This window comes from Intrasporangium sp., from assembly GCF_051961875.1.
In the GTDB taxonomy this organism is placed as follows: Bacteria; Actinomycetota; Actinomycetes; order Actinomycetales; family Dermatophilaceae; genus Intrasporangium_A.
In genome coordinates, this window is sequence record NZ_JBQCCV010000039.1 from 1 (window position 1) to 24,667 (window position 24,667).

Sequence of the window (24,667 nt, forward strand, 5' to 3'; positions counted from 1 at the left end):
CGTCTTCCGGCACCCCGTGAGCGGGCCGCTCATGCGGGCCATGCACCACATCCCGGTCGACCGGGCGGCCGGTGCGTCGTCGTACGCGGCCGCCGTCTCGGACCTGCGCCGCGGCGAGATCGTGGGCGTCTTCCCGGAGGCGACGATCTCGCGGTCGTTCGAGCTGAAGGACTTCAAGACCGGCGCGGCGCGGATGGCCGCCGAGGCTCAGGTTCCGATCATCCCGGCCGTCATCTGGGGGTCGCAGCGCGTCTGGACGAAGGGCCACCCGCGGCGGCTCGGTCGGACCAACACCCCGATCTTCATCTCCGTCGGCGAGCCGATCCCCGTCGCAGCCGACGCGGATCCCGAGGTGGTGACCGCGGCCTACAAGGACGTGATGGCCCACATGCTCGACCTCGCGCGCGCCGCCTACGAGCCGCTCCGAGGGGCGGACCTCAAGTTCCTGCCCGCCCGGATGGGCGGCACCGCACCGACGCTCGCCGAGGCGAACCGGCTCGACGAGCTCGAGCAGGCCGAGCGCAGGGCCAAGCGAGACGACTGAGCGCTGGCCACGGCGCGCTTAGTCGGCGCCGGGAGCGGTGGGCCGGGCGAGCGACTCAGCGCCGGCGATCTGGACTGTGAAAGGCGGCCGACAAGCGAGGGGTAGCCGGCGATGCCCGGAGCGAGCTGGGCCGCCGCGCCCGGCGCGGGCCGACCACGCGACCCCGGCCGCGGTGAGAGCCGGTGCAGGTTCCCCGTTCCGCCGGATAGCCTTCCGGCCATGGCTCGACAGCGTGTCCCGGAGGGGCCGGCACCCGACCCCGCCGTCCAGCGGCTCCGGATCCGGTATGCGAAACGTGGGCGGCTCCGCTTCACCTCGAGCCGCGACTTCCAGCGCGCCCTCGAGCGGGCCCTGCGCCGGGCCGACGTGCCGATGGCGTTCTCGGCCGGGTTCCACCCGCACCCGAAGATCTCGTACGCGAACGCGGCCGCGACGGGGACGGCCAGCGAGGCCGAGTACGTCGAGATCCAGGTGACCGAGCGGCTCGACCCGCAGGCGGTTCGGACCGCGCTCGACGGGGCGTTGCCCGACGGACTGGACATCGTCACCGTCGTCGAGGCACGGGTCGGGAACCTGGCCGACCGCCTCGAGGCGAGTGACTGGCGCCTGGAGTTCCTCGGGGTCTCACCGAACCGGCTGGGGGAGGCTGTCGAGCAGCTGCTGGCCCGTGACCGGGTCGAGGTGACGAGGATGACGAAGTCGGGGCCACGCACCTTCGACGTGCGCGAGGCGCTCGTCTCAGCGGAGGTGGCGGAGGCTCCCGAGGGCGGCTCCGGCGTGTCGGGTCGTGCTCCAAGTGGGGACCTGGGGGCTGACTGTGCGATACTGCGAATGGTCGTACGGCACACCACACCAGCCGTTCGCCCCGACGACATTCTGACCGCGCTGCGTGACGTCGCCGGCCTGCAGCCTCTCCGCCCACCTCTGGTGACGCGACTGGCGCAAGGTCCGTTCGACACCGCAACCGCGAGGGTGGCCGACCCGTTGGCTGCCGACGAGAACGCCGACGGCGCCTGAACCGGGGCCGCGCTCAGCGCGAACCGGGAACGGCGTAACAATGCGACTTCCGTCCCAGCGGTACCCCGGTGGGACGACCGATACCGCAACACAGGCGGTGCGGGCGGCTCCGGCCGGGTGTGGGTCAGCACCACCCGTGACGGGAGGCTGCCGAATGGCACCCAACGAAAACACTCCCTCCGACTAAACGACGCTGTTCGACGACGCTGCCGCCCCGGCGGCGCCGGCACCGCGCAAGCGGGCGACGCGTCGGAGCACCCGGAAGCAGGCCGCGCCGGAACAGGCGCCCGAGGGCGTCGACAGTGAGTCGACCCAGGCGGCCGAGGCCGCCGCCGCTCCGGCCGCTGCTCCTGAGCCCGACGCCCCGGCCGGCGAGAAGGCCGCTCCCGCGAAACCGGCCCGCAAGCGGGCCACGCGGAAGAAGGCCGCTGCTCCCGCGCCGGCCGTGCCCGACACGGTGACCGAGATCCTCGACCAGGCCGAGGCGGCCGTGGCCGAGATCCTGCCGGGCCAGACGGCGGCCGCGACCGAGCACGCTGCGACCGAGCAGGCTGCGCCGGAGGCAATCGAGCCTCGGGCCACCGACGAGGACGCGCAGGCACAGGTCGACGGCGCGACACCAGCCGACCAGGCCGGCACTGAGCCGGCCGAGGACGAGTCGGCCGAGGACGACGCCGCCGACGAGCAGGCGGACGACGAGACCGGCCCGGTCGTGCAGAGTTTCTCCGTGCTCTTCCAGGCACCGGACCCCGAGGCAGCCACGACCGCCCAGCGCTCGCGTCGGCGTCGCGCCAAGCCCGAGCCGCAGCCGGAGCAGGCCGAGGTCCCGGAGCCCGAGACCGAGCAGCCGGCCGCCGAAGAGACATCCGAAGAGGACGACTCGCCGCGGCGCGCCCGGCGCCGTCGGGGCGGCAAGGGCCGGCGCGGCCGCAACGCCGAGGGGGAGGCCGACGACAACGCGTCCGAGGGCGAGGAGGCGCCGGCCGCCGCGGCGACCGAGCAGCCGGCCGCCGAGGGGGAGGACGGCCAGTCCGACGAGTCCGACGAGGATCACGGCACCGACGAGGACGAGGCCGGCACGAGCCGGCGCCGGCGCCGCCGCCGCCGCTCGGGCCCGAACGGCGAGGCCTCGAGCGACGAGGTCGGCGTCACGACCCGAGTCCGGACACCCCGCTCGCCCAGCGACGAGCCGACCGGGGTCAAGGGCTCGACCCGGCTGGAGGCCAAGAAGCACCGCCGCCGCGAGGGCCGCGAGGCCGGCCGCCGCCGCACCGTCATCACCGAGGCCGAGTTCCTCGCCCGCCGCGAGTCCGTCGAGCGCGTCATGGTCGTGCGCAACCGGAACGGCCGCACGCAGATGGGCGTCCTCGAGGACAGCGTCCTCGTCGAGCACTACATCGACCAGGCCGGCAACGTCTCCATGGCCGGCAACATCTACCTCGGCCGCGTCCAGAACGTCCTGCCCTCGATGGAGGCGGCGTTCGTCGACATCGGCAAGGGCCGCAACGCCGTCCTCTACGCCGGTGAGGTCAACTGGGACGCCGCCGGGCTCGACGCCAACCAGCCCAAGCGCATCGAGAACGCCCTCGAGTCCGGCCAGACGGTCCTCGTCCAGGTGACGAAGGACCCGATCGGCCACAAGGGCGCGCGCCTCACGTCGCAGATCTCCCTCCCCGGGCGCTACCTGGTCTACGTCCCGAACTCCTCCATGACCGGCATCTCCCGCAAGCTGCCGGACACGGAGCGGGCCCGCCTCAAGAAGATCCTGCGTCAGGTCGTGCCCGAGCACGCCGGCGTCATCGTCCGCACCGCGGCCGAGGGGGCGAGCGAGGAGGAGCTGCGCGCCGACGTCGAGCGGCTCACCCGCACCTGGGAGGACATCCAGTCGCGCGCCGAGGCCGCCTCGACGCCGAAGGCGGGCAAGTCCAAGGGCCGGAAGAAGAACGGCGGTTCGGGTTCGAGCACCACCGGCAGCGCTCCGATGCTGCTCCACGGCGAGCCCGACCTCACTGTCCGCGTCATCCGCGACGTCTTCAACGAGGACTTCAAGCAGCTCATCGTCTCCGGCGAGCAGGCGTGGCAGGAGATCCACCCGTACATCACGGCGGTGGCCCCCGACCTCGCCGACCGCGTCACCAAGTGGACTGGCAACGAGGACCTGTTCAGCCACTACCGGGTCGACGAGCAGCTGGCCAAGGCGATGGACCGCAAGGTGTGGCTGCCCTCCGGTGGGTCGCTCGTCATCGACCGCACCGAGGCGATGACGGTCATCGACGTCAACACCGGCAAGTTCGTCGGGTCCGGCGGCAACCTCGAGGAGACGGTCACCAAGAACAACATCGAAGCGGCCGAGGAGATCGTCCGGCAGCTTCGGCTGCGGGACATCGGCGGCATCATCGTCGTCGACTTCATCGACATGGTGCTCGAGTCGAACCGGGACCTCGTGGTGCGGCGCCTGCTCGAGTGCCTCGGGCGCGACCGCACCAAGCACCAGGTCGCCGAGGTGACCTCGCTCGGTCTGGTCCAGATGACGCGCAAGCGCGTCGGTTCGGGACTCATCGAGGTCTTCTCCGAGACCTGCGACCACTGCAACGGGCGCGGATTCATCATCCACTCCGACCCGGTCGACAAGGGTGCCCAGCAGCACGACTCCGGCTCCTCGGGGCGCCGGGGCCGCCGGGGCTCTGACGCCGGCAATGGCAACGGGTCCAGCGGCGGCAACGGTGGTCGCGCCGGCAAGGACGCGGCGCCCGAGGCGGAGCAGAAGCAGCTCGGGCCGACGGCCGCCCAGATCGCCGCCATGGCGCACGCCGCCGCGGTGAAGAACGCACGTCTCGACGATGACGCCGCGGAGGGTCCCGACGAGTCCGGCGAGGCCGTGCCTCAGGACCGCCCGGTCGAGGTCGTCGCCGAAATGGAAAGCGACGAGCAGAAGCCGGCCGTCAGTGAGCCCGTGACGCCGGAGGAGTCGGCGCCGCAGAGCTCGCGTCGGCAGGAGCCCGAGGCAGCCGAGTCGACCGAGGAGCCTTCTGCCGAGAAGCTTCCCGCTGAGGAGCCGGCCCACCGCCCGCGTCGCCGCCGCGGTCGCGTCGTCGCGCCTGCGGGGCCTCCCGGCGCGAGCCACATCACGCACGTCGACTCGCCCGATGGCGAGACCGGCACGGACACCAGCGCCGCGGGAGGCACCGAGACCAGCAGCGTGACCGCCGCCCAGGAGTCCACCCCGGAAGGGCCGCCCGCCGGTTTGTGAGCATCGGCCCGGAGCCGGTACTGTAGATCCTCGGTGCGCCCACCGGGCCCGTGTTGACGGGCCGGTGCCAGAAGCGGCACACCAATCCTGATCAGAGAGTGAGTATCACTGTGTACGCGATTGTTCGCGCTGGCGGTCGCCAGGAGAAGGTCTCGGTGGGCGACGTGCTGCTCGTCGACAAGGTGGAGGGTCAGCCCGGCGACTCGGTCGAGTTCGCGCCGCTGCTTCTCGTGGACGGCACGACGGTCACCTCCGACGCCGACGCGCTCGCGAAGGCCTCCGTGACGGCCGAGGTGGTCAAGGCCGCCAAGGGCCCCAAGATCACGATCATGAAGTACAAGAACAAGACCGGCTACCGGAAGCGCCAGGGCCACCGCCAGCCGCTCACCCAGGTCAAGATCACCGGCATCAACGCCTGATCGCGGCCGACACAGACTCACCAAGGAGTAACTGACATGGCACACAAGAAGGGTGCGTCCTCGTCCCGTAACGGGCGCGACTCGAACGCACAGCGGCTCGGCGTCAAGCGCTTCGGCGGCCAGGTCGTCAACGCCGGAGAGATCCTCGTCCGTCAGCGCGGCACGCACTTCCACCCGGGTGACGGTGTCGGCCGCGGCGGCGACGACACGCTCTTCGCCCTCGTGGCCGGGGCCGTCAAGTTCGGCAGCAAGCGCGGCCGCAAGACCGTGAACATCGAACCGGTCGAGAGCCTCAGCGCGGCTGAGTGACCCATTGAGTACATCGTGGAAAGGGCGGGCCCGCGGGCCCGCCCTTTCCCGTGTGGCCCGTCTCCGCGGCATACCACCCGTCGGGGCGTATGCCGCCCAGCGGGCTCGATCTGGAAGAGTGACCTGACATGGCAACGAACTTCGTCGACCGCGTCGTGCTGCATGTCGCCGCCGGCGGCGGCGGGCACGGGGTCGCGTCGGTGCGACGCGAGAAGTTCAAGCCGCTCGGCGGCCCGGACGGTGGCAACGGGGGCCGCGGCGGGTCCGTCATCCTGCGCGTCGACCCGCAGTCGACCACGCTGCTCGACTACCACCGAAGCCCGCACCGGCGTGCGGACAACGGCAAGCCCGGCGCCGGCGACGAGCGCAACGGCGCCGACGGGGCCGACCTCGTCCTGCCCGTCCCGGAGGGCACCGTCGTCAGGGACGAGGCCGGCAACCTGCTCGCCGACCTCGTCGGGATGGGCACCGAGCACGTCGTCGCGCGCGGCGGCCGTGGCGGCCTCGGCAACAAGGCGCTCGCCTCGCCGCGCCGCAAGGCGCCGGGGTTCGCGCTCCTCGGGGAGCCGGGGGAGGCACTCGACGTCGTCCTCGAGTTGAAGACGCTCGCCGATGTCGCCCTCATCGGCTTCCCGAGCGCCGGGAAGTCCTCGCTCGTCTCGGTCCTCTCGGCCGCCAAGCCGAAGATCGCCGACTACCCGTTCACGACGCTCGTGCCGAACCTCGGTGTCGTCACCGCCGGGCAGGTGCGCTTCACGGTCGCCGACGTGCCGGGCCTCATCCCGGGTGCCCACGAGGGGCGCGGCCTCGGCCTCGAGTTCCTCCGGCACGTCGAGCGCTGCTCCGTGCTCGCGCACGTCATCGACTGCGCCACCCTCGAGCCCGGCCGCGACCCGCTCACCGACCTCGAGGTCATCGAGCGGGAGCTCTCCCTCTACGTCCCGGACGCCGACCTGGGCGGCCGACCGCTCGCCGAGCGCACCCGGGTCATCGTCCTCAACAAGGCCGACGTGCCGGAGGCGCGCGAGCTGGCCGAGATGGTCAAGCCCGACCTCGAGGCGCAGGGCTACGAGGTCTTCATCGTCTCGGCCGTCGCCCACCAGGGCCTCAAGGAGCTGACCTTCGCCCTGGCCAGACTGGTGGAGCAGGCCCGGGCCGAGCTGCCCGAGGTCACGCCACAGCGAATCGTGCTGCGGCCCAAGGCAGTCGATGACAACGGCTTCGAGGTGCGACGCGAGCGCGGCCCTGAGGGCGAGTTCTTCCGGGTCGTCGGCGAGCGCCCGACGCGCTGGGTGCGCCAGACCGACTTCACGAACGACGAGGCGGTCGGCTACCTCGCGGACCGGCTCGCGCGGCTCGGCGTCGAGGACGAGCTCTACAAGGCAGGCGCGGTCGCAGGGGACATGGTCGTCATCGGCGCCACCGACGACGCCGTCGTCTTCGACTGGGAGCCGACGCTGCAGTCCGGTGCCGAGCTGCTGGGGGCGCGTGGCACGGACCTGCGTCTCGAGGAGCCGAGCCGGCCCACCCGCGGCGAGAAGCGCGAGGCGATGCAGGACCGCTACGCAGCCCGGGCCGCGACCCAGGAGGAGCTCGCCGCGGAACGCCGCTCCGGCCTCTGGCACCTCGATGACGGCGAGGCCGACCCGGCCATCCCCGGGGGAGAGGGGAAGACCGACGGGGACACCGGCGGGGACACCCCGGACCACTCGGAGCGCGACCCCGGGCGCTGAGGCGTCCCCTATCCTCACGGCATGACGCCGTGGAGCGGGCTGCTGCGCCGGGACCACCTGGGGAGCCAGGCCGACCGCGCGACGTTCCGGACGCTCCATACGGCCTCGCTCGCGTCCCCACCGCTGCGCGGCGGCCTGACGAGCACCGCGGCCGAGCGGTCGCTGAAGTTCCTCCGGGCGCTCCTCGGTGCGCCCGCTGTCGCCATGACCGACACCGGCCGGCTCCTCGCCTGGGACGGCGGACGCTCCCGGCACGGCGCGCACTCACCGCGGCTCGCCGAGGCGGCGCTCGGCCACGGCCGCACCGTGGTCCTGGGCCGCAAGGAGATCGAGTGCGACGACCCGGGCTGCCCGCTTCGCGAGGCGATCATCGCGCCGCTCGACGTCGAGGAGAAGGTCGTCGGCACCCTGCAGGTGTTCGCGCCCCAGGCGTCCGCCGGCCTCGTGCGCGCCACGAACGAGGTGGCCCGGTGGGTCTCCGGGCAGCTCGAGCTGGCCGAGCTCGACGCGTCGCGCACCCGGCTCATGGAGGCCGAGGTCCGCGCGCTGCGCGCCCAGATCAGCCCGCACTTCATCTACAACTCGCTCACCGCGATCGCCTCGTTCACCCGGACCGACCCGGGCCGGGCCCGGGAGCTGCTCCTTGACCTCGCCGAGTTCACCCGCTACTCGTTCCGCAGGCATGGCGAGTTCACGACCCTCGCCGAGGAGCTCCGCTCGATCGAGGCCTACCTCGTCATCGAGAAGGCCCGCTTCGGCGACCGGCTCGCCGTCACCGTCCGCGTCGCGCCCGAGGTGCTGCCCGTCGTCGTCCCGTTCCTCTGCCTGCAGCCGCTCGTCGAGAACGCCGTCCGCCACGGCATCGAGGACAAGCCCGGCCGCGGCGAGATCACCATCCTCGCCCAGGACGCCGACCGCGAGTGCGTGGTGACGATCGAGGACAACGGGATCGGCGAGGACCCCGAGCGGGTGCGCCAGGCGCTCGCCGGCGACGCAGCACTCGACTCGGTCGGACTCGCCAACGTCGACGAACGTCTGCGCACCGCCTTCGGCGACGAGTACGGTCTCGTCGTCGAGACGGCGCAGGGCGCGGGCACCCGAGTCACCGTGCGCCTGCCGAAGTTCCAGCCGGGAGTGCACCTATGACAGGACCATCAGGTATGCCGCCCACCCCGCCGGGTGCCGGCGGCGCCGTCCCAGCCGGGTCGGTTGTCTCGGACGGGCGAACGGCCCGGCCGCTGCGAGTGCTCGCCATCGACGACGAGGCACCCGCGCTCGACGAGCTGGTCTGGCTGCTGAAGCGCGACGACCGGATCGGGACCGTCCTGCCCGCGAACTCCGGGGAGGAGGCGCTGCGCGTTCTGCACGAACGACAGGTCGACGCCATCTTCATGGACGTGCAGATGCCCGGGCTGACCGGGCTCGACCTCGCCCGGGTCCTGTCCCGGTTCACCACACCGCCACCCGTCGTCTTCGTCACCGCGCACGAGCAGCACGCCGTCGACGCCTTCGAGCTCAACGTCGTCGACTACGTGCTCAAGCCGGTGCGCGACGAGCGGCTCGCCGAGGCGGTGCGTCGGGTCGTGCGCCGGATCGAGGGGCGCGAGCCGGCGGCCGGCTCCGACGACGAGAGCATCGTCGTCGAGCTGGGCGGCGTGAGCCGTCTCGTGCCGCGCTCCGAGGTGCTCTATGTCGAGGCACAGGGCGATTATGCCCGGCTCCACACGCCGTCCGGCAGCCATCTGCTCCGGGTGCCCCTCTCGACCCTGGCGGAGCAGTGGCGCGACGCCGGGTTCGTCCGCATCCACCGGTCGTTCCTCGTCGCTCTCGCACACATCACCGAGTGGCGTACCGAGAGCGGCCGCTACACGCTCCTCGTCGGCGGCACCGAGCTCGCCGTCAGCCGCCGGCACACCCGGGGGCTGCGGGACGTCCTCGTGCGGCGTGCCCAACCCAGCCACAAGGGCGGGTCGTGACCCCGGGGAGCGAGCCCAACGGCATACCGCAGCGGGTGCGGGTGACGAGCCCGCGCACGTCCGCGGCGCGAGCCCGGCGCGTCTCGATCGCGTCGGAGATCGACGAGCAGACGCAGCTGGGGGAGGTCTACATCACCTCGTTGATGCGCAGCCAGCTCCGGCTCGCCCTCGGCGTCGCCGTCACCCTGGGGGTCACCTTCGGCGGCCTGCCGCTGCTCTTCACCTTCCTCCCTGCCGTTCGGCGGGCGACGGTGCTGGGCGTGCCGTTGCCGTGGATCCTGCTGACCGTCGTCGCATTCGCCGAGATCGTCGCCTTGGGCTGGACCTACGTGCGGCGCGCCGAGCGCAACGAGGACGACTTCAGCGACCTGCTGGAGGGCCGATGAACGGGGCGGCGAGCATCGCGGCGGTCCTCGTCGTCTCGGTCGCGACCCTCGTCATCGGCGCATATGGGCTGCGCGTCTCGCGGACGACGAGCGACTTCTATGTCGCCTCGCGTGGCGTCGGACCGGTCCTCAACGCGTCGGCGGTCAGCGGCGAATACCTCTCTGCGGCATCGTTCCTCGGGGTTGCTGGGCTGATCCTCGTCCGCGGCGCCGACATGCTGTGGCTGCCGGTCGGGTGGACGGCGGGCTACCTCCTGCTCCTCGTCTTCGTCGCCGCCCCGCTGCGCCGGTCCGGCGCCTACACGCTGCCCGACTTCGCCCAGCTGCGGTGCGAGTCCCGCGCGGCCCGGGGCGTCTCGAGCGTCCTCGTCGTCGCGATCGGGATGCTCTACCTCGTCCCGCAGTTCCAGGGGGCGGGCATCACCCTCCGGACACTGACCGGGGCGCCCCGCTGGGTCGGGCCGCTCGTCGTGGCCCTCGTCGTCTGCCTCAACGTCCTGGCGGGCGGCATGCGGAGCATCACCTTCGTCCAGGCCTTCCACTACTGGCTCAAGCTCGTCGCCCTGCTGACTCCGGTGTTCTTCCTCCTCGTCATCTGGGGCGGACGCGGCGGGCCCGACGTCGGCACCCTCGACCTCGCGGAGTGGGCGGAGCCGCTCACCGGCGAGCACGCCCTCTACCTGACCTACTCGCTCGTCGTCGCGACCTTCCTCGGCACCATGGGGCTGCCGCACGTCGTCGTCCGCTTCTACACCAACCCCGACGGACGGGCCGCCCGGCGCACCACCCTCGTCGTCCTCGTGCTGCTCAGCTGCTTCTACATCCTGCCCGTCCTCTACGGCGTGCTCGGCCGCGTATTCGCCCACGACCTCGTCGCCAAGGGACGGGCCGACTCCGTCGTCCTCGAGCTGCCGAGCCGGGTCTTCGACGGGCCGGTCGCAGGGATGCTCACGGCGCTCGTCGCCGCCGGCGCCTTCGCCGCCTTCCTGTCGACCGCGTCCGGGCTCGTCGTCTCCGTCGCCGGCGTGCTGAGCCAGGACCTCCTCCAGTGGCGGACCGAGCACGGGCAGGGGATCCGGGCGTTCCGCATCGCCACCGGCGTCGGCGTCACCGTCGCACTGCTGCTCACGCTCGTGTCGGCCGACGTCCCCGTCGCCCATGCCGTCGAGCTCACCTTCGCGGTGGCGGCCTCGACGTTCTGCCCGATGCTGGTGCTCGGGATCTGGTGGCGCGGGCTGACGGCGATCGGGACGATCAGCGGCCTCGTCGTGGGCGGGTCCCTGTCGATGACGGCAGTCCTCGCGACGATGTTCGGGATCGACCACGAGGGCTGGCTGGGGGCGATCCTCACGCAGCCGGCGGCGGTGACGGTTCCCGTGGCGTTCACGACGATGATCGTCACTTCGGTCCTGACCCGCAGCCGCAGGCCCGAGCACCTGGCCCAGACCATGGTCCGGCTGCACGCGCCGGAGCACCTCGGCCTCGACCGCGGCACCTTCCACCCGGAGCAGTCGACCGCTCGTCGCTGAATCGCCGCCGCTCGTCGCACGTGATCTCGCGCACACCGAGGCCTCCGTCCCGCTCGGCGACCGGGCGGTTCTGGCGCGGTCCCAGGGAGCCGTCGGGCTCCTAGCGTGGCAGCACTGGTCCAACGTTTTGGAGGTTCCCTTGAGCAACGAAGCTCAGCTCCGACAGGACGATCCCAACATCGCCCTCCAGGAGTCTCCCGAGTTCGCCGAGCTGCGGGCGAAGTTCCGCAGGTTCGTCTTCCCCCTCACCATCGCGTTCCTCGCGTGGTACTTCCTCTACGTGCTGCTTGCCGTGCTCGCCCATGACTTCATGGGCACCCGGGTCTTCGGCAACATCACGTGGGGGCTCATCCTCGGCCTGCTGCAGTTCGTCTCGACCTTCGCGATCACCATCGCCTACGCCCGCTGGGCCGACCGTGAGCTCGACCCGGCCGCCGACGCCCTCGCCAAGAAGATGGAGGCCCATTCGTGAGCGCGGTGCTGCCCGGGCTGCTGCCCGCCCAGACGAGTGTCGGCAACCCGACGCTCAACATCCTGATCTTCGTCGCCTTCGTCATGATCACCCTCGTCATCGTTCTCCGGGCGTCGCGCAACAACCGGAGCGCGGCCGAGTACTACGCCGGTGGGCGCGCGTTCACGGGGCAGCAGAACGGGATCGCCATCGCGGGCGACTACCTCTCGGCTGCCTCGTTCCTCGGCATCGCCGGGGCCATCGCCCTCAACGGCTACGACGGCTTCCTCTACTCGATCGGCTTCCTCGTCGCCTGGCTCGTGGCGCTGCTGCTCGTCGCGGAGCTGCTCCGCAACGTCGGCAAGTACACGATGGCCGACGTGCTGAGCTTCCGGCTGCGGCAGCGGCCGGTCCGGATCGCGGCGGCGATCTCGACGCTCGCGGTCTCCTTCTTCTACCTGCTCGCCCAGATGGCGGGCGCGGGCGGCCTCGTCGCCTTGCTGCTCGGCATCGACGGTGCCGTCGGTCAGCGCGTCGTCGTCGCGATCGTCGGCGTCATCATGATCTTCTACGTCATCTTCGGCGGCATGAAGGGCACGACCTGGGTCCAGATCATCAAGGCCGTGCTCCTCATCATCGGAGCCGCCATCATGACCGTCTGGGTCCTCGGCAAGTTCGGCCTCAACCTGTCCTCGCTCCTCGGCGCGGCCAACGACGCGGCCCCCGCGGCCGCAGACGGCACGGCGCGCGACCTCCTCTCGCCCGGCCTGCAGTACAAGAACCCGCTCGACTTCGTCTCGCTGTCGCTCGCGCTCGTGCTCGGCACGGCCGGCCTGCCACACGTCCTCATGCGGTTCTACACGGTGCCGACGTCGAGGGAGGCCCGTCGCTCGGTCGTCTGGGCGATCTGGCTCATCGGCCTGTTCTACCTGTTCACGCTCGTCCTCGGCTTCGGTGCCGCCGAGCTCGTCGGGGCCAAGGAGATCAAGGCCGCTCCGGGTGGGGCCAACTCGGCCGCACCGCTGCTCGCCTTCCACCTCGGCGGCGAGGTCCTCCTCGGCATCATCTCGGCCGTCGCCTTCGCCACGATCCTCGCGGTGGTCGCGGGCCTGACCATCACGGCGAGCGCCTCGCTGGCGCACGACGTCTACAACTCCGTGGTCAAGGACGGCAAGGCGACTCCGGAGGAGGAGGTCAAGGTGGCCCGTATGGCGGCGCTCGTCCTCGGCGCGGTCGCGATCATAGGTGGCATCTTCGCGATGGGGCAGAACATCGCGTTCCTCGTCGCCCTCGCGTTCGCCATCGCGGCCAGTGCGAACCTGCCGACGATCCTCTACTCGCTGTTCTGGAAGCGGTTCAACACCCGGGGCGCGCTGTGGAGCATCTACGGCGGCCTGATCAGCGCGATCACCCTGATCGTGTTCAGCCCCGTCGTGTCAGGCAAGCCGGTCGACAAGGTGACGGGCGTCAGTCCATCGATGCTCCAGAACGTCGACTTCCACTGGTTCCCGCTCGACAACCCGGGCATCATCTCGATCCCGCTGGGCTTCCTGCTCGGCTACGTCGGGACCGTGACGAGCAAGGAGTTCGACGCGGCGAAGTACGCGGAGATGGAGGTGCGCTCGCTCACCGGCCATGGAGCCGAGGTGGCCACACACCACTGACCGCGGCCTTCACCACCCGCACGACGGCAGGGGGCCGGGACCTGCAACCGCAGGCCCCGGCCCCTCTCGGTCGACCGGTCACATTCCCTCCTTCGACCGGTCACTTCCCCCCGTCGACCGGTCACTTCCCCCCGGGTTGACCGGTAACCGGAGCCTGCTCGAGGCAGGCACGAACCCCGCTCGTGCAGGCACGCCTCACTCAACTCGAGTGAGCGTCCCGGCCCACGTGCCACAAACGCGGGTGCTCAGGCCAGGGCATACGTCGTGCTTACCGGCACCGAGTTGCCGAGCCCGTCGAGCACGGGGCAGTGCTCCTCGACGGCCTGGGTCAGCTCGTCGTAGCGCTCGGGGGCTTCCGGTCCGGAGAGCTGGACGGACACATCGATCGACCGGAACCCGGGGCGGACCCCCTCCGCCAGGCCGAAGAAGCCTCGCAGGTCGATCTCGCCGCTCAGTGCGATGTCGACTTCGTCGAGCTGGATGCCGAGCTTCTCGGCCCACACCTGGAAGGTGATGACCTGGCAGGCGCCCAGTGCGGCGAGCAGGTGCTCGACTGGGTTGGCGCCCTTGTCCGTCCCGCCCAGGGCCTGCGGCTCGTCGATGGTGAAGGCATGCGAGCTCGCCTGCACCCTCACCTCAGTCGCGGTGCCGGCGACCAGGGTCGTGCGCACCTCGGGGCGAATGAGCTGCGTTTGGGTCGCGCTGGTCTCGTGGGTGGTGGTCATGATGATTCCTCCAAAACGGTTGATGGGTATGGTGAATCGGCGCAGCTCGCAAGCGAAAGTGGCGAACCGCGTTGGTTGAGAAGAGAATTCGGCTGCGCGTGCAACCGACCGACCGCGTCCGCGCGTCCGGCGCGGATCTGGTCTGGGAGCTCAGCTCCGGAGGCTCAACGGCGACATGCAGAAGTGGTGACGCGCAGCAGGTCGACGTGGAGTCGGCGGGTGAGCGCGGGTGTCGCGGAGCTGGTCATGCTGAGGCCTTCCTCATCTTCCCCGCGTCGCGGGACGGACGTGGCACCTGTCGGCTCCGAAGATCTCGGAGTGCCGGGTTGCCGGGGCTTCAACGGGCCGTTTCCCTCTGCCCCTCTGGATGAGCGGTATGACGTTGTGCCGCGACTCTAGCGCGGGTGCAGGTCAGCGCGGGGCGGCCTGCTCGGATGCTGGACCATCATGAGGTGCTGGCGACTGCGCCAACCGGGAGCCGGTCGGCGCCCCTCGAGCCGCGGCCGGTCCTGCGCCTTCTCGGACGCGGAGCGGATACTGCCGCGATGAGCACAGCTGCACCCTTGGCCGATGTCATGATCACGCTCGGCGCCCATGACCTCCCGGGACTGCGCGCCTTCTATCGCAGGGTCGGCTTGCCCCAGATCATCGATGAGGACGACTTCGCGGCCTTCGAGCTGCGAGGTGTGGTCCTCGCGCTGTTTCCGCTCGATCACTTGGCTCGCGACGGGAAGACCGAGCCCGCCTCTGGCGGCAAAGGGATCCACTTCAGCATCGGCGTCATGGTCGACACTGCCGAGGAGGTGGATCAGCTGGTGGAGCAGATGCGCCGCGCTGGGGCTCGGGTCACGAAGCCACCCGTCGACGCCGAGTTCTTCGCAGGGCGGTCGGCCTACCTGTGCGATCCGGAGGGCAACTACTTCGAGATCACCTGGGCCGAGCCGACCAACCCCATCACTGCCCGCCGGCGCGTGACTGAAGGTGACCGGTCGAGTGAGGGGAAGTGATCGGTCGACGGGGGTCAGAGGACGACGAGGAAGTCCCGGTGGATGACCTCGCGCTCGTACTCCGGGCCGAGGTCCCGGGCCAGCTCCCTGGTGGACCGGCCCAACAGGCTCGGCAGCTCCTTGGCCGAGTAGTTCGTCAACCCGCGCGCCACCACTCGGCCGTCGAGGGCACACACGTCGACGGCGTCGCCCTCGTGGAACGCCCCCTCGACCCGGACGACCCCGGCGGGGAGCAGCGACTTCTTGCGGTGCGTCAGCGCGGCCACCGCGCCGTCGTCGACGAACAGCCGCCCCCGAGCCGTCGTCGCGTGCTGCAGCCACAGTCGCCGGGAGGCGCCGCGCACGCCGATGGGCAGGAACAGCGTTCCGATGTCCTCCCCGGCCAGCACCTCGGTCACCCGGTCGGCCGCCGTGACGATCGTCGCGACCCCCGCGGCGGTCGCGATCCGGGCCGCCTCGACCTTCGTGCCCATCCCACCCGTGCCGACCTTCGAGTGGCTGCCCTTGATCTCGACGTCCACGAGCTCGTCCGGTCCGGTGACGAGCGGGATCCGCTTCGAGCCAGCGCGGGAGGGGGGTCCGTCGTAGAGGGCGTCGACGTCGGAGAGCAGGATGAGGGCGTCTGCGTCGATCAGGTGCGCGACGAGCGCCGCGAGCCGGTCGTTGTCACCGAACCGGATCTCGGACGTCGCGACCGTGTCGTTCTCGTTGACGACCGGGAGGACCCCGAAGTCGAGCAGTCGCTCGAGTGTCCGGCGCGCGTTCGTGTAGTGCGTGCGCCGGGTGACGTCCTCGACGGTGAGCAGCACCTGGCCCACCATGATCCCGTGCACGCCGAACGCCTGGGTGTAGGCGGCGAGCAGCGCCCCCTGGCCGACACTTGCCGCCGCTTGCTGGGTCGCGAGGTCGCGCGGGCGCGCGCGGAGGCCGAGGGGACCGATGCCCGCCGCGATGGCACCGGACGAGACGAGGACGACCTCGGTGCCCTCGAGGTGGCGACGCGCCAGCGCGTTGACCAGCGCGATGAGCCGGGCGCTGTCGATCCCGCTGTCCATGCCGGTGAGCGAGCTCGAGCCGACCTTGACGACAAGCCGTTTCGTCTGGCTGATCTCGAACCGCGGGGACACGCGGCAACTGTAGTGAGCGGCATACGGACGGTGTCGACACTGACCACGTCGTGGTCCGCGGCCTGGACGCACGCCCCGCCCCGACCGGCCGGTCCACTGGCTGGCTGGGGCGGGACGGAAAGTGCGAGCCCGCCTAGGCTGATGACATGTCAGAGCCGATCGATCCCGCCGTGGTCGACTACGTGGGCGACCTGGCCGAGCGGGCCCGGGTGGCGTCGCGCCGACTCGCCCTGATGTCGCGCGCCGAGAAGGACGCCGCCCTGCTCCGGCTCGCCGACGCCGTCGACGCGGCGACGCCGCAGATCCTCGCGGCCAATGGGGAGGACCTCGACCGAGGTCGGGCATCGGGGATGCCGGAGAGCCTGCAGGACCGGCTCCGCCTGGACTCGGACCGGGTCGCAGCCGTCGCCCAGGCGCTGCGCGACGTCGCCGGACTCCCGGACCCGGTGGGCGAGATCGTCCGTGGCTCCACCCTCCCGAACGGCCTGCAGGTCCGGCAGGTGCGAGTGCCGATGGGAGTCATCGGGATGATCTACGAGGCCCGCCCCAACGTCACGGTGGATGCGGCGGGGCTGGCCCTCAAGTCCGGCAACGCCGTCCTGCTGCGGGGCGGGTCCGCGGCCGCGAGCAGCAACCATGCCCTCGTCGAGGCGTTGCGCGGCTCCCTTGCCGAGCAAGGGCTTCCGGTCGATGCGATCACCCTGCTGGAGCGGGGCGGCCATGATGCCGGCCGGGCGCTCATGACGGCCCGGGGGCGGGTGGACCTCGTCATCCCGCGCGGGGGAGCGGCGCTCATCCAGACCGTGGTGCGCGAGTCGACGGTCCCCGTCATCGAGACCGGCGTCGGGGTCTGCCACGTCTATGTCGACCGGGCCGCCGATCTGGAGAAGGCCGAGCGGATCACCGTCAACGCCAAGACCCACCGGCCCAGCGTCTGCAACGCGGCAGAGTCCCTCATGGTGCACCGCGACGTCGCGGCCGACTTCCTGCCCAAGGTCCTGGCCGACCTCGCGGGAGCCGGGGTGCGACTGCACGTCACGCCAGAGGTGCGGCCCTACGCGGACGCGGCTGGAGCGGCATACGACATCGCGGCGGATGAGGACTTCGGGACGGAGTGGCTCGCGCTCGAGCTGAGCGTCGCGGTCGTCGACTCGATCGACGAGGCGATGGAACGGATCCGGCGCTACGGCAGCGGGCACACGGAGGCCATCGTCACGGAGGACCGCGCCGCGTCTCGGCGTTTCACGGCCGAGGTCGACGCGGCCGCCGTCATGGTCAACGCGAGCACCCGCTTCACCGACGGCGGCGAGTTCGGCTTCGGCGCCGAGATCGGGATCTCGACCCAGAAGCTGCACGCACGCGGCCCGATGGCGCTGCCGGAGCTGACGACGACGAAGTGGATCGTCGAGGGGGACGGGCACATCCGCTGACGAGGTGCCCACCGGGGGTCCGACGGGGGCTGGCATGATGGCGGTCCATGGAGGGCACCGAGGTTCGCAAGCTCGCCCAGCTCGAGGACACCCACTGGTGGTACCGCGAGCGGCGGCACCTGCTTGCTCGACAGCTGCGGGGGCTCGTCCCCGGGCGCGCCCTCGACATCGGTGCCGCCGGAGGCGGCAACACCCGCGTCCTGCGTGACCACGGGTGGGACGCCGTCGCCCTCGAGTATGGCGCTGACGGCGCCGCGGTGGCCCACGAACGCGGGCTCGCGACGGTGCGCGGCGACGCGACGAAGCTGCCGCTGGCCGACGCGAGCCTCGACCTCGTCGTCGCCTTCGACGTCCTCGAGCACATCCCCGACGACGACGCCGCGGCGGCCGAGGTGCAGCGCGTGCTCAAGCCGGGTGGGACCTACCTCGTCGCGGTCCCCGCCGATCCGCGGCTCTGGTCGGCGCACGACGTGGCCGTCGACCACGTGCGCCGCTACACCCGGCCTCAGCTGCTCGCGCTCCTCGAGCGCAACGGCTTCGCGATCGACAGCGTCCGGTCCTGGAACGTCCTGCTCCGTCCGGTCGTCGCGATGCGGCGCCGGACCAGCAACGGCTCTGACCTAGAGGAGCTGAGCCCGGTCGTCAACCTCGGCCTGCGGGCCATCATCACGGCCGAGCGCTACCTGCCCGTCGACCGCTGGCCCGGTGTGAGCCTGCTCGTGCGGGCCGAGCGGCGCAGCTGAGCGCACGCCCCGCAGCGGGTGGGATGCCCGCGGCTCCGCGGGCACCCGGACGGAGGGCGCGGCCGGCAGTGCCGTGTCGGTCGGACCGGTGGAGCCGTCGGTTGTCGTCAGCGAGTCGTAGGCGACGAAGTAGGTCGGTCGGCCCTGCATGTGGGCGTACATCCGGCCGATGTACTCGCCGAGGATGCCGACGCAGAGCAGCTGGATTGCGCTGAACCCGGCCACGATCGCCACCGTCGAGGTCCAGCCGGGCACGGTGTGGCCCTGCGCCCGGACGACGAGCGTGTAGAGGACGAAGAGGGCTGCGATCGCGGCGCCGCCGATCCCCGCGAACGTCGCGACGCGCAGCGGCGCGGCCGAGAAGCCGGTCAGCGAGTCCAGCGAGAGCTTGACCATCTTCAGCAGCGGGTACTTCGAGCTGCCGGCGGCACGCTCCTCGCGCTTGTACTCGACCGTGTCGGACGGGAACCCGAGCGCCGGGACGATGAAGCGGAGCACCCTGTTGTGGTCGGGCAGCCCGTTGATCGCGTCGACCGTCGCCCGCGACATGAGCCGGAAGTCACCGGCGTCCGCATGGGCCGACGTCTTCGAGACGGCCCCGATGAGGCGGTAGAACGCCCGCGCCGACGCCCGTTTGAACCACGTGTCGGTCGACCGGTCGTTGCGCACCCCGTAGACGACGTCGACGCCGTCGCGTCGTGCCAGCTCGAGCATCTGGGGGATGACCTCGGGCGGGTCCTGCAGGTCGGCGTCGAGGGTCACGACATAGTCGCCGCGAGCGCTGACGAGCCCGGCCGAGATCGCCGCCTGGTGTCCCGCGTTCGCCCGCAGCCGGACGACGCGCAGCGAGGGCCATTCCCGGTGGTAGCGCTGCAGCAGGGCCGGCGTCAGGTCGGAGCTGCCGTCGTCGACGGCCACGACCTCGTAGGTCGCGGCCGTGTGGTCGAGGAGGGGACGGAGCCGCTCGACGAGGAGGGGCAGCACCTCCTCCTCGTTGTACATCGGGATGACGACCGACAGCTCCGGGACCATGCCTCCAGCCTACGGTCCCCGATCGCTCCCGCCTTTCAGCGCGCTGAGCGTTCCCTGTGCGGATGTCCCAAGCACGGTATGCCTCACTCCGCTCCCGCTGGAGCGATCCCCTGGAGGGACGGATTCCGTGCGCGGGGACCCGGCGCGGCGTGCGCCCGGTGCGGTGACCGGTTCGGATCGCCGGGCGCTAGGCTGGGCGGCATGTCTGATCGTGTCCTGCTCGTCGCTCGTACCGCCGAGGAGGCAGCCCACGAGCTGCCGATGCCGGCCATCGCCTTCTTCTTCGTTGCGTTCGGCCTGTTCCTCGTCGCGCTCGCCATCACCTGGAGCTTCCGCAACACCGCTTACAAGCTGCAGGCTCCGCGCGGCGCGCAGACCGACGTCCACCACGAGGCGATCGAGCCGCCACAGGCGCACCACTGAGCATGCGCCTCGGCGTCATGGGTGGCACGTTCGACCCGATCCACCACGGCCACCTCGTCGCCGCCAGCGAGGTCCAGTCCCGCTTCGACCTCGATGAAGTCGTCTTCGTCCCGACGGGCCAGCCCTGGCAGAAGGCGGACCGGCGCGTCACCCCGGCGGAGCACCGCTATCTCATGACGGTCGTCGCGACCGCCTCAAACCCGGGGTTCACGGTGAGCCGGGTCGACATCGACCGCCCCGGACCGACCTACACGATCGACACCCTGCGTGACCTCCGGGCCGAGCGGCCCGACGCCGAGCTGTTCTTCATCACGGGCGCCGACGCCCTGGCCGAGATCCTCTCGTGGAAGGACGCCGACCAGATGTGGGACCTCGCGCACTTCATCGGGGTCACCCGGCCGGGGCACGAGCTGTCCGGCAAGGGCCTGCCCGAGGACCGGGTCACCCTCCAGGTGGTCCCGGCCATGGCGATCAGCTCCACCGACTGCCGCACCAGGGTCGCCGACGGCCAGCCGGTCTGGTACCTCGTGCCGGACGGCGTCGTGCAGTACATCAACAAGTACCACCTCTACTCGGGCCGCCAGGCCACCTGGCCCCGCGTCGAGCCCACCCCGAAGCCATCCCGTCAGCGCCAGGAAGTTCTGTGACCGCACCCGACCAGTCCCTTCGACTCGCCAAGGTGGCCGCCCTCGCGGCCGAGGACAAGCTCGCGGAACGCGTGACCGCCATCGACGTGAGCGACCAGCTGCCGCTCACCGATGTCTTCGTCATCGCGTCCGCCCCGACCGAGCGGCAGGTCGGCGCCATCGTCGACGAGGTCGAGGACAAGCTGCGCGAGCACGGGGCCAAGCCGATCCGTCGCGAGGGGGAGCGCGAGGGGCGCTGGGTCCTCATCGACTTCGGGGACATCGTCGTGCACGTCCAGCACGACGAGGAGCGCGAGTTCTACGCGCTGGAGCGGCTCTGGAAGGACTGCCCCGAGGTCGACCTCGACACCGTCGACGCGGGCTCCGGGCCGAAGTCCGACTCGTGAGCCCCGGTGCGGCAGGGCCGCGACGCATCGTCGTGATGCGTCACGCGGAGACTGTCGACAACGTGGCACGGATCTGGCAGGGGCATCGGGACAGCCGGCTCTCCGACGTGGGGCGCGCGCAGGTCGTCGCGGCCGCACCGCACCTCGCGGCCTACGAGCCGTCCCTGCTCGTCTCCAGTGACCTGCAGAGGGCCGCGTCGACCGCCGATCCCATCGCCGAGCTCACGGGCCTCGTGGTGAGGCTCGATGCCCGCTTCCGGGAGATCGACGTGGGCGAGTGGCAGGGCTTGCACACCGACGAGGTCCACGAGAAGTACCCCGACGTGATCGAGGCGCTGGACCGGGGAGAGGACGTCCCCAAGGGCCGCACGGGCGAGACCCGAGCGGACGTCGCGGCACGCGTCGCCGCTGCCCTCGAGGAAGTGCTGCGTGACCTCCTTCCCGGCGAGACCGCCGTCATCGTGACCCACGGCGCGTCCGGCAAGCTCGCGGCGAGCGAGCTCGTCGGCCTCGACCAGGACCTGGCCGACCGGGTCTTCCGGGGGCTGGACAACTGCCACTGGATCGAGCTCGTCGAGGACCGCGGCAGGTTCTCGGCTGTTGCCCGGTGGCGGATCGCCGGCTGGAACCTCGGCCCCTGGCGCACCTGAACGGGTGCCGTCGCCCTCGATTTGGGGTCCGCGGCGGCTATTGGCTAGAGTTGCGCAGTCGCTTCAGTGAGGCGGCACCTGACGAAGGACCTGCGAGCAATCGCACGGGGCTGTGGCGCAGCTGGTAGCGCACCTCCATGGCATGGAGGGGGTCAGGGGTTCGAGTCCCCTCAGCTCCACCGAACGGAGGCCGGAACCACATGGTTCCGGCCTCTTTCACGTCGACAGCGTTGTGTCTCAGCAGCGCTCCTGCTGGCAGCTGGAACGCCTTCGGCAGCTCACCCCAGCCGCCGCGCGAGGCCATCGAGGATCAGCTCCAGGCCCCACGTGAACTCGTCACCGAAGTCGTAGCCGGGCCGAAGGTAGTAGTCGGTGGTCATCTGCAGCAGGTGCGGATACTCCCCGGTGGTGAAGCGCTCCACGATCGGTCCCGCGATGTCGGCGGCCGTGTCCGCGCCCTGGTAGGGGAGGCCGGCCTCTTGCAGCGCAAAGCCGTAGATGTAGCTGTCGAGCAGTGCATAGGCGTGCGCGGTCAGGGCCGGTGAGAAGCCGGCGCCCAGCAGGGTTGCGATGACGGCGTCGTGGTGCCGCAGGGTGGCCGGTCCCGGGCTGGTGCGGGACTCCATCAGCCCGATCGCCCAGGGGTGGGCCCGCAGCGCCCGGCGAGCGGAGTCGGCTCGCCGCAACATCTCGGTGCGCCAGTCGTCGTCGGACCCGGGCACCTCGATCTCGCTGAAGACGAGGTCGACGATGCCGTCGAGGATCTCCTCCTTGTTCGTGACGTAGTGGTAGACCGACATCGGCTTGGCCCCGAGGCTCTGCGCCAGGGAGCGGATCGTCAGCGCCCCGATGCCACCACTGTCGGCGAGCGCCATGGCGCCCCGGAGCACCCGCTCACGGCTGAGGCGGGGCTGGTCCCCAGCGTCCTTTGTCGAGCTCCGCGCCACTCTGCGAGTTCCTTCGTCGGTGAGGCTGTCCAAGACCGTGGTGCTTTCGTACGTTGTACTGTAGCATCTCGTACAGTGTACGAACGACGTGAGGATGTCATGAAGCACGCACAGCCCACCCCAGCGGCACCGAGCAGTCCCGCCGACCTGGCGACCAGTGGCCGGATGCGGGCCGCACTGCAGGACCGGTACGGCGGCACCGAGGTGTTTCGGCAAGCCGACATCCCCCGACCCGAGGTCGCGGACGGGGAGGTTCTGGTCCGGGTGCGAGCAGCCGGGCTGGACCGCGGCACCTGGCACCTGATGACCGGCAAGCCGTATCTCATGCGGATCACCGGCCTCGGGTTCAGGCGCCCGAAGGTTCCCGTGCCGGGTCGCGACCTGGCGGGCACGGTCGCAGCGGTCGGCCCCGGAGTGAGCGGTCTCGCCGTCGGCGACGAGGTGTATGGCGTGGGCCGTGGGTCCTTCGCCGAGTACGCCGTGGCACGGGCCGACAAGCTTGCCCGCAAGCCCGCCGCGCTGTCGTTCGAACAGGCCGCGGTGGTGCCGATCTCGGGCGCCACCGCGCTGCAGGCGCTGACCGACCACGGCGGCCTGGAGCCGGGTCAACACGTCCTGGTCATCGGCGCCTCCGGCGGGGTGGGCAGCTACGCCGTGCAGATCGCCAAGGCCCTCGGCGCGGAGGTCACGGCCGTCGCCAGCACCGGCAAGCTCGACCTGGTGCGTTCCCTGGGTGCGGACCACTGCCTCGACTACACCAAGCAGGACTTCGCCACCACCGGACGCCGCTACGACCTCGTGGTCGACATTGCAGGGAACCCCTCGCTGCGCCGGCTCCGTCAGGCGCTCACGCCGTCCGGGACCGCCGTCATCGTCGGAGGTGAGGACGGCGGTGACCTCACCGGAGGCATGGGCCGCACCCTCTCCGCCGTGGCCCTCTCACCCTTCTCCAGCCAGCGGTTCAGAGCCTTCTACAACAAGGAGCGGGCTGCCGACCTCGATCGCCTGAGCAAGCTCATCGAGGCCGGCCAGGTGTCGCCGAGCCTGGACCGCACCTATCCCCTGGAGCGAGCTGCTGAGGCGATGCACGAGCTGGCGACCGGACAGGTCCGCGGCAAGATCGCCATCGCCATCTGAGCGGCCGTCGCGTCGCGACGCTCGGTGACGGCTCGGACGCGGCGGGTAGCCTCTCGGCATGGCGGCGTGGCTCGAGGTGGTCGGTTGGCTCGGTGTGGCCGTGCTGCTCCTCGCCCTGGCCCAGCCGCAGGTGCTGCGCCTCCGGGTGGTCTCGCTCGTCGGCGGGCTCCTGCTCGCCGCCTATGGCGCGCTCCGGCCGGTGTGGCCGGTGCTCGGCCTCGGCGTGGCCCTTGCCCTCGTCAACCTGTGGGAGCTCGTGCAGCTCAAGCGGGTCCAGCACGACGCAACCGCCTTCGAGGTGCTCGGCGTCGACGGCGACGACGAGTACCTGCGCCACGTCCTGCGCGTCCACGAGGCGGACATCCGGCAGTTCAACCCGGAGTTCGTCCACGACCCCTTCAGCGACGACATCGCCTACCTCATCCTCAAGGGTGACGAGACCGTCGGGGTCGTGCTGATCCGCGACGCCGGGCATCGCACCGCACAGCTCGTCCTCGACTACGTCACGCCCCGGTATCGAGACGTCTCGCCGGGCGAGTTCATCTTCGGCCCCGACGGGCCGTTCCGGCGGCGGGGCTACCGGCGCGTGCTCATCCCACCCGATATGGTCGAGCCCTACTACGAGCGGCTGGGTTTCCGGCGCGACGGGGACGCTTTCGTGCTCTGATCGGTGGCGGGTGACGAAGGGCCGGACCCACTCATCGCGCAGGCGTGATGGTGAAGATGGCCCAGCATTGCCGTGACCGAAGGAGATGGGACGCGATGACTGCCAACCTGCCCCCGTTCGACGAGACGAGTCCAGTGCACGGTGCCGACCCGACACTGCCGACCGTCGACCCGACGGTCGACCGCACGGGGGACGCGCTGCGTGACCTGGCCGTGCAGCGGCTGCGCAAGAAGGCCGAGTTCCGCATGCACCTGCTCATGTACGGCCTCGTGAACGGGATGCTCGTCCTGATCTGGGCGATGACCGGAGCCAACTACTTCTGGCCGGCCTTCCCGATGGCCGGGTGGGGCATCGGCCTCGTCGCCCACGGGGTCGACACCTATGGCCGGGCCGCCCCGAGCGAGGACGACATCCGCAAGGAGATGGACCGGCTGCGCCGGCGCTGACTCGGGTGCGTGCTCTGGAGCT

At 71.1% G+C, this 24,667-nt stretch carries 26 protein-coding genes, 1 tRNA gene, 1 pseudogene and 1 riboswitch; of the genes and pseudogenes, 23 read left to right on the forward strand and 5 right to left on the reverse strand.

From position 1 onward, the window contains the following. From ACTHJJ_RS02235 to ACTHJJ_RS02290, 12 genes are all read left to right on the forward strand, one after another. On the forward strand, positions 1-544 hold a 544-nt coding region (locus ACTHJJ_RS02235; RefSeq protein WP_440301308.1), incomplete at its 5' end, for a lysophospholipid acyltransferase family protein. Between the two features lie 219 nt (positions 545-763). Then, the gene (locus ACTHJJ_RS02240; protein ID WP_440301309.1) at positions 764-1,561 is read left to right on the forward strand and encodes a TIGR03936 family radical SAM-associated protein; all 798 of its coding nucleotides are present in this window, start codon (positions 764-766) and stop codon (positions 1,559-1,561) included. A 193-nt stretch (positions 1,562-1,754) separates the two neighbouring features. Next, entirely contained in the window at positions 1,755-4,811 is a 3,057-nt protein-coding gene (locus ACTHJJ_RS02245) for an Rne/Rng family ribonuclease (protein ID WP_440301340.1), read from the forward strand. A 110-nt stretch (positions 4,812-4,921) separates the two neighbouring features. After that, complete coding sequence (rplU, locus tag ACTHJJ_RS02250; RefSeq protein WP_440301341.1) at positions 4,922-5,230, forward strand: 50S ribosomal protein L21; 309 nt, start codon at positions 4,922-4,924, stop codon at positions 5,228-5,230. Between the two features lie 36 nt (positions 5,231-5,266). After that, positions 5,267-5,539 (forward strand): 50S ribosomal protein L27, encoded by a 273-nt coding sequence (gene rpmA / locus ACTHJJ_RS02255; RefSeq protein WP_440301310.1) that lies wholly within the window; start codon positions 5,267-5,269, stop codon positions 5,537-5,539. A gap of 128 nt (positions 5,540-5,667) precedes the next feature. Then, entirely contained in the window at positions 5,668-7,272 is a 1,605-nt protein-coding gene (gene obgE, locus ACTHJJ_RS02260; RefSeq protein ID WP_440301311.1) for a GTPase ObgE, read from the forward strand. Positions 7,273-7,293: 21 nt separating this feature from the next. Then, positions 7,294-8,418: a sensor histidine kinase gene (locus tag ACTHJJ_RS02265; RefSeq protein ID WP_440301312.1), complete on the forward strand. Its 1,125-nt coding sequence runs from the start codon at positions 7,294-7,296 to the stop codon at positions 8,416-8,418. Positions 8,419-8,432: 14 nt separating this feature from the next. Then, complete coding sequence (locus ACTHJJ_RS02270) at positions 8,433-9,248, forward strand: LytR/AlgR family response regulator transcription factor (RefSeq protein WP_440301313.1); 816 nt, start codon at positions 8,433-8,435, stop codon at positions 9,246-9,248. Continuing rightward, positions 9,245-9,634, forward strand: a complete 390-nt coding sequence (locus ACTHJJ_RS02275) for a hypothetical protein (protein WP_440301314.1) — start codon at positions 9,245-9,247, stop codon at positions 9,632-9,634. Before ACTHJJ_RS02270 ends, ACTHJJ_RS02275 begins: the two co-directional genes overlap by 4 nt. Further along, entirely contained in the window at positions 9,631-11,163 is a 1,533-nt protein-coding gene (locus tag ACTHJJ_RS02280; protein ID WP_440301315.1) for a sodium/solute symporter, read from the forward strand. The genes ACTHJJ_RS02275 and ACTHJJ_RS02280 overlap by 4 nt, the downstream gene beginning before the upstream one ends. A gap of 139 nt (positions 11,164-11,302) precedes the next feature. Continuing rightward, complete coding sequence (locus ACTHJJ_RS02285; protein ID WP_440301316.1) at positions 11,303-11,635, forward strand: DUF485 domain-containing protein; 333 nt, start codon at positions 11,303-11,305, stop codon at positions 11,633-11,635. Between the two features lie 83 nt (positions 11,636-11,718). Then, positions 11,719-13,278 (forward strand): solute symporter family protein, encoded by a 1,560-nt coding sequence (locus tag ACTHJJ_RS02290; protein ID WP_440301342.1) that lies wholly within the window; start codon positions 11,719-11,721, stop codon positions 13,276-13,278. A gap of 245 nt (positions 13,279-13,523) precedes the next feature. Here the strand turns inward: ACTHJJ_RS02290 and ACTHJJ_RS02295 are convergent, their stop codons facing one another. Together ACTHJJ_RS02295 and ACTHJJ_RS02300 are read right to left on the reverse strand one after the other, a co-directional pair. Next, complete coding sequence (locus tag ACTHJJ_RS02295; protein WP_440301317.1) at positions 13,524-14,003, reverse strand: OsmC family protein; 480 nt, start codon at positions 14,001-14,003, stop codon at positions 13,524-13,526. 164 nt (positions 14,004-14,167) lie between these two features. Then, positions 14,168-14,251 (reverse strand): putative leader peptide, encoded by an 84-nt coding sequence (locus tag ACTHJJ_RS02300; protein WP_440301343.1) that lies wholly within the window; start codon positions 14,249-14,251, stop codon positions 14,168-14,170. Between the two features lie 10 nt (positions 14,252-14,261). Beyond that, a riboswitch (SAM riboswitch) is annotated at positions 14,262-14,377 on the reverse strand. Between the two features lie 171 nt (positions 14,378-14,548). Between ACTHJJ_RS02300 and ACTHJJ_RS02305 the strand changes: the two genes are divergently transcribed. Next, positions 14,549-15,010 carry a VOC family protein gene (locus ACTHJJ_RS02305; RefSeq protein WP_440301318.1) on the forward strand — a complete coding sequence of 154 codons (462 nt, stop codon included), beginning with the start codon at positions 14,549-14,551 and terminating at the stop codon, positions 15,008-15,010. A gap of 14 nt (positions 15,011-15,024) precedes the next feature. Here the strand turns inward: ACTHJJ_RS02305 and proB are convergent, their stop codons facing one another. Then, entirely contained in the window at positions 15,025-16,137 is a 1,113-nt protein-coding gene (proB, locus tag ACTHJJ_RS02310; RefSeq protein WP_440301319.1) for a glutamate 5-kinase, read from the reverse strand. A gap of 146 nt (positions 16,138-16,283) precedes the next feature. Between proB and ACTHJJ_RS02315 the strand changes: the two genes are divergently transcribed. After that, positions 16,284-17,567, forward strand: a complete 1,284-nt coding sequence (locus ACTHJJ_RS02315; RefSeq protein ID WP_440301320.1) for a glutamate-5-semialdehyde dehydrogenase — start codon at positions 16,284-16,286, stop codon at positions 17,565-17,567. Between the two features lie 47 nt (positions 17,568-17,614). After that, a pseudogene (locus ACTHJJ_RS02320) lies at positions 17,615-18,106 on the forward strand (class I SAM-dependent methyltransferase); the annotation flags it as partial. 81 nt (positions 18,107-18,187) lie between these two features. Here ACTHJJ_RS02320 and ACTHJJ_RS02325 read toward each other — a convergent pair. Next, complete coding sequence (locus tag ACTHJJ_RS02325; protein ID WP_440301321.1) at positions 18,188-19,342, reverse strand: glycosyltransferase family 2 protein; 1,155 nt, start codon at positions 19,340-19,342, stop codon at positions 18,188-18,190. 201 nt (positions 19,343-19,543) lie between these two features. On the opposite strand from ACTHJJ_RS02325, the gene ACTHJJ_RS02330 reads away from it, so the two are divergent. From ACTHJJ_RS02330 to ACTHJJ_RS02350, 5 genes are all read left to right on the forward strand, one after another. Next, the gene (locus ACTHJJ_RS02330; protein ID WP_440301322.1) at positions 19,544-19,765 is read left to right on the forward strand and encodes a hypothetical protein; all 222 of its coding nucleotides are present in this window, start codon (positions 19,544-19,546) and stop codon (positions 19,763-19,765) included. Positions 19,766-19,767: 2 nt separating this feature from the next. Next, positions 19,768-20,412: a nicotinate-nucleotide adenylyltransferase gene (gene nadD / locus ACTHJJ_RS02335; RefSeq protein ID WP_440301323.1), complete on the forward strand. Its 645-nt coding sequence runs from the start codon at positions 19,768-19,770 to the stop codon at positions 20,410-20,412. Beyond that, complete coding sequence (gene rsfS, locus ACTHJJ_RS02340; RefSeq protein WP_440301324.1) at positions 20,409-20,798, forward strand: ribosome silencing factor; 390 nt, start codon at positions 20,409-20,411, stop codon at positions 20,796-20,798. The genes nadD and rsfS overlap by 4 nt, the downstream gene beginning before the upstream one ends. A gap of 35 nt (positions 20,799-20,833) precedes the next feature. Then, positions 20,834-21,448 carry a histidine phosphatase family protein gene (locus tag ACTHJJ_RS02345; protein WP_440301325.1) on the forward strand — a complete coding sequence of 205 codons (615 nt, stop codon included), beginning with the start codon at positions 20,834-20,836 and terminating at the stop codon, positions 21,446-21,448. A 106-nt stretch (positions 21,449-21,554) separates the two neighbouring features. Next, positions 21,555-21,627: transfer RNA gene (locus ACTHJJ_RS02350), tRNA-Ala, on the forward strand. A 99-nt stretch (positions 21,628-21,726) separates the two neighbouring features. Here the strand turns inward: ACTHJJ_RS02350 and ACTHJJ_RS02355 are convergent. Further along, a complete protein-coding gene (locus ACTHJJ_RS02355) occupies positions 21,727-22,395 on the reverse strand; it encodes a TetR/AcrR family transcriptional regulator (RefSeq protein ID WP_440301326.1) in 669 nt (222 codons plus the stop codon). A gap of 99 nt (positions 22,396-22,494) precedes the next feature. On the opposite strand from ACTHJJ_RS02355, the gene ACTHJJ_RS02360 reads away from it, so the two are divergent. The 3 genes from ACTHJJ_RS02360 to ACTHJJ_RS02370 all read left to right on the forward strand — a co-directional run bounded on the left by ACTHJJ_RS02360 (position 22,495) and on the right by ACTHJJ_RS02370 (position 24,645). Continuing rightward, the gene (locus ACTHJJ_RS02360) at positions 22,495-23,532 is read left to right on the forward strand and encodes an NAD(P)-dependent alcohol dehydrogenase (RefSeq protein WP_440301327.1); all 1,038 of its coding nucleotides are present in this window, start codon (positions 22,495-22,497) and stop codon (positions 23,530-23,532) included. 58 nt (positions 23,533-23,590) lie between these two features. Continuing rightward, positions 23,591-24,199: a hypothetical protein gene (locus ACTHJJ_RS02365; RefSeq protein WP_440301328.1), complete on the forward strand. Its 609-nt coding sequence runs from the start codon at positions 23,591-23,593 to the stop codon at positions 24,197-24,199. Positions 24,200-24,294: 95 nt separating this feature from the next. Beyond that, positions 24,295-24,645 carry a 2TM domain-containing protein gene (locus ACTHJJ_RS02370; protein WP_440301329.1) on the forward strand — a complete coding sequence of 117 codons (351 nt, stop codon included), beginning with the start codon at positions 24,295-24,297 and terminating at the stop codon, positions 24,643-24,645. Positions 24,646-24,667: the final 22 nt, after the last annotated feature.

Bases quoted from the DNA above. Each gene is read 5' to 3' on its own strand.
- ACTHJJ_RS02270 (WP_440301313.1), top strand. From the start codon at position 8,433: ATGCCGCCCACCCCGCCGGGTGCCGGCGGCGCCGTCCCAGCCGGGTCG.
- ACTHJJ_RS02330 (WP_440301322.1), top strand. From the start codon at position 19,544: ATGTCTGATCGTGTCCTGCTCGTCGCTCGTACCGCCGAGGAGGCAGCC.
- ACTHJJ_RS02370 (WP_440301329.1), top strand. From the start codon at position 24,295: ATGACTGCCAACCTGCCCCCGTTCGACGAGACGAGTCCAGTGCACGGT.
- ACTHJJ_RS02365 (WP_440301328.1), top strand. From the start codon at position 23,591: ATGGCGGCGTGGCTCGAGGTGGTCGGTTGGCTCGGTGTGGCCGTGCTG.
- ACTHJJ_RS02300 (WP_440301343.1), bottom strand. From the start codon at position 14,251: ATGACCAGCTCCGCGACACCCGCGCTCACCCGCCGACTCCACGTCGAC.
- ACTHJJ_RS02360 (WP_440301327.1), top strand. From the start codon at position 22,495: ATGAAGCACGCACAGCCCACCCCAGCGGCACCGAGCAGTCCCGCCGAC.
- ACTHJJ_RS02265 (WP_440301312.1), top strand. From the start codon at position 7,294: ATGACGCCGTGGAGCGGGCTGCTGCGCCGGGACCACCTGGGGAGCCAG.
- ACTHJJ_RS02295 (WP_440301317.1), bottom strand. From the start codon at position 14,003: ATGACCACCACCCACGAGACCAGCGCGACCCAAACGCAGCTCATTCGC.
- obgE (WP_440301311.1), top strand. From the start codon at position 5,668: ATGGCAACGAACTTCGTCGACCGCGTCGTGCTGCATGTCGCCGCCGGC.
- ACTHJJ_RS02345 (WP_440301325.1), top strand. From the start codon at position 20,834: ATGCGTCACGCGGAGACTGTCGACAACGTGGCACGGATCTGGCAGGGG.
- nadD (WP_440301323.1), top strand. From the start codon at position 19,768: ATGCGCCTCGGCGTCATGGGTGGCACGTTCGACCCGATCCACCACGGC.
- ACTHJJ_RS02325 (WP_440301321.1), bottom strand. From the start codon at position 19,342: ATGGTCCCGGAGCTGTCGGTCGTCATCCCGATGTACAACGAGGAGGAG.
- ACTHJJ_RS02280 (WP_440301315.1), top strand. From the start codon at position 9,631: ATGAACGGGGCGGCGAGCATCGCGGCGGTCCTCGTCGTCTCGGTCGCG.
- ACTHJJ_RS02315 (WP_440301320.1), top strand. From the start codon at position 16,284: ATGTCAGAGCCGATCGATCCCGCCGTGGTCGACTACGTGGGCGACCTG.
- ACTHJJ_RS02240 (WP_440301309.1), top strand. From the start codon at position 764: ATGGCTCGACAGCGTGTCCCGGAGGGGCCGGCACCCGACCCCGCCGTC.
- ACTHJJ_RS02290 (WP_440301342.1), top strand. From the start codon at position 11,719: ATGATCACCCTCGTCATCGTTCTCCGGGCGTCGCGCAACAACCGGAGC.
- rpmA (WP_440301310.1), top strand. From the start codon at position 5,267: ATGGCACACAAGAAGGGTGCGTCCTCGTCCCGTAACGGGCGCGACTCG.
- ACTHJJ_RS02305 (WP_440301318.1), top strand. From the start codon at position 14,549: ATGAGCACAGCTGCACCCTTGGCCGATGTCATGATCACGCTCGGCGCC.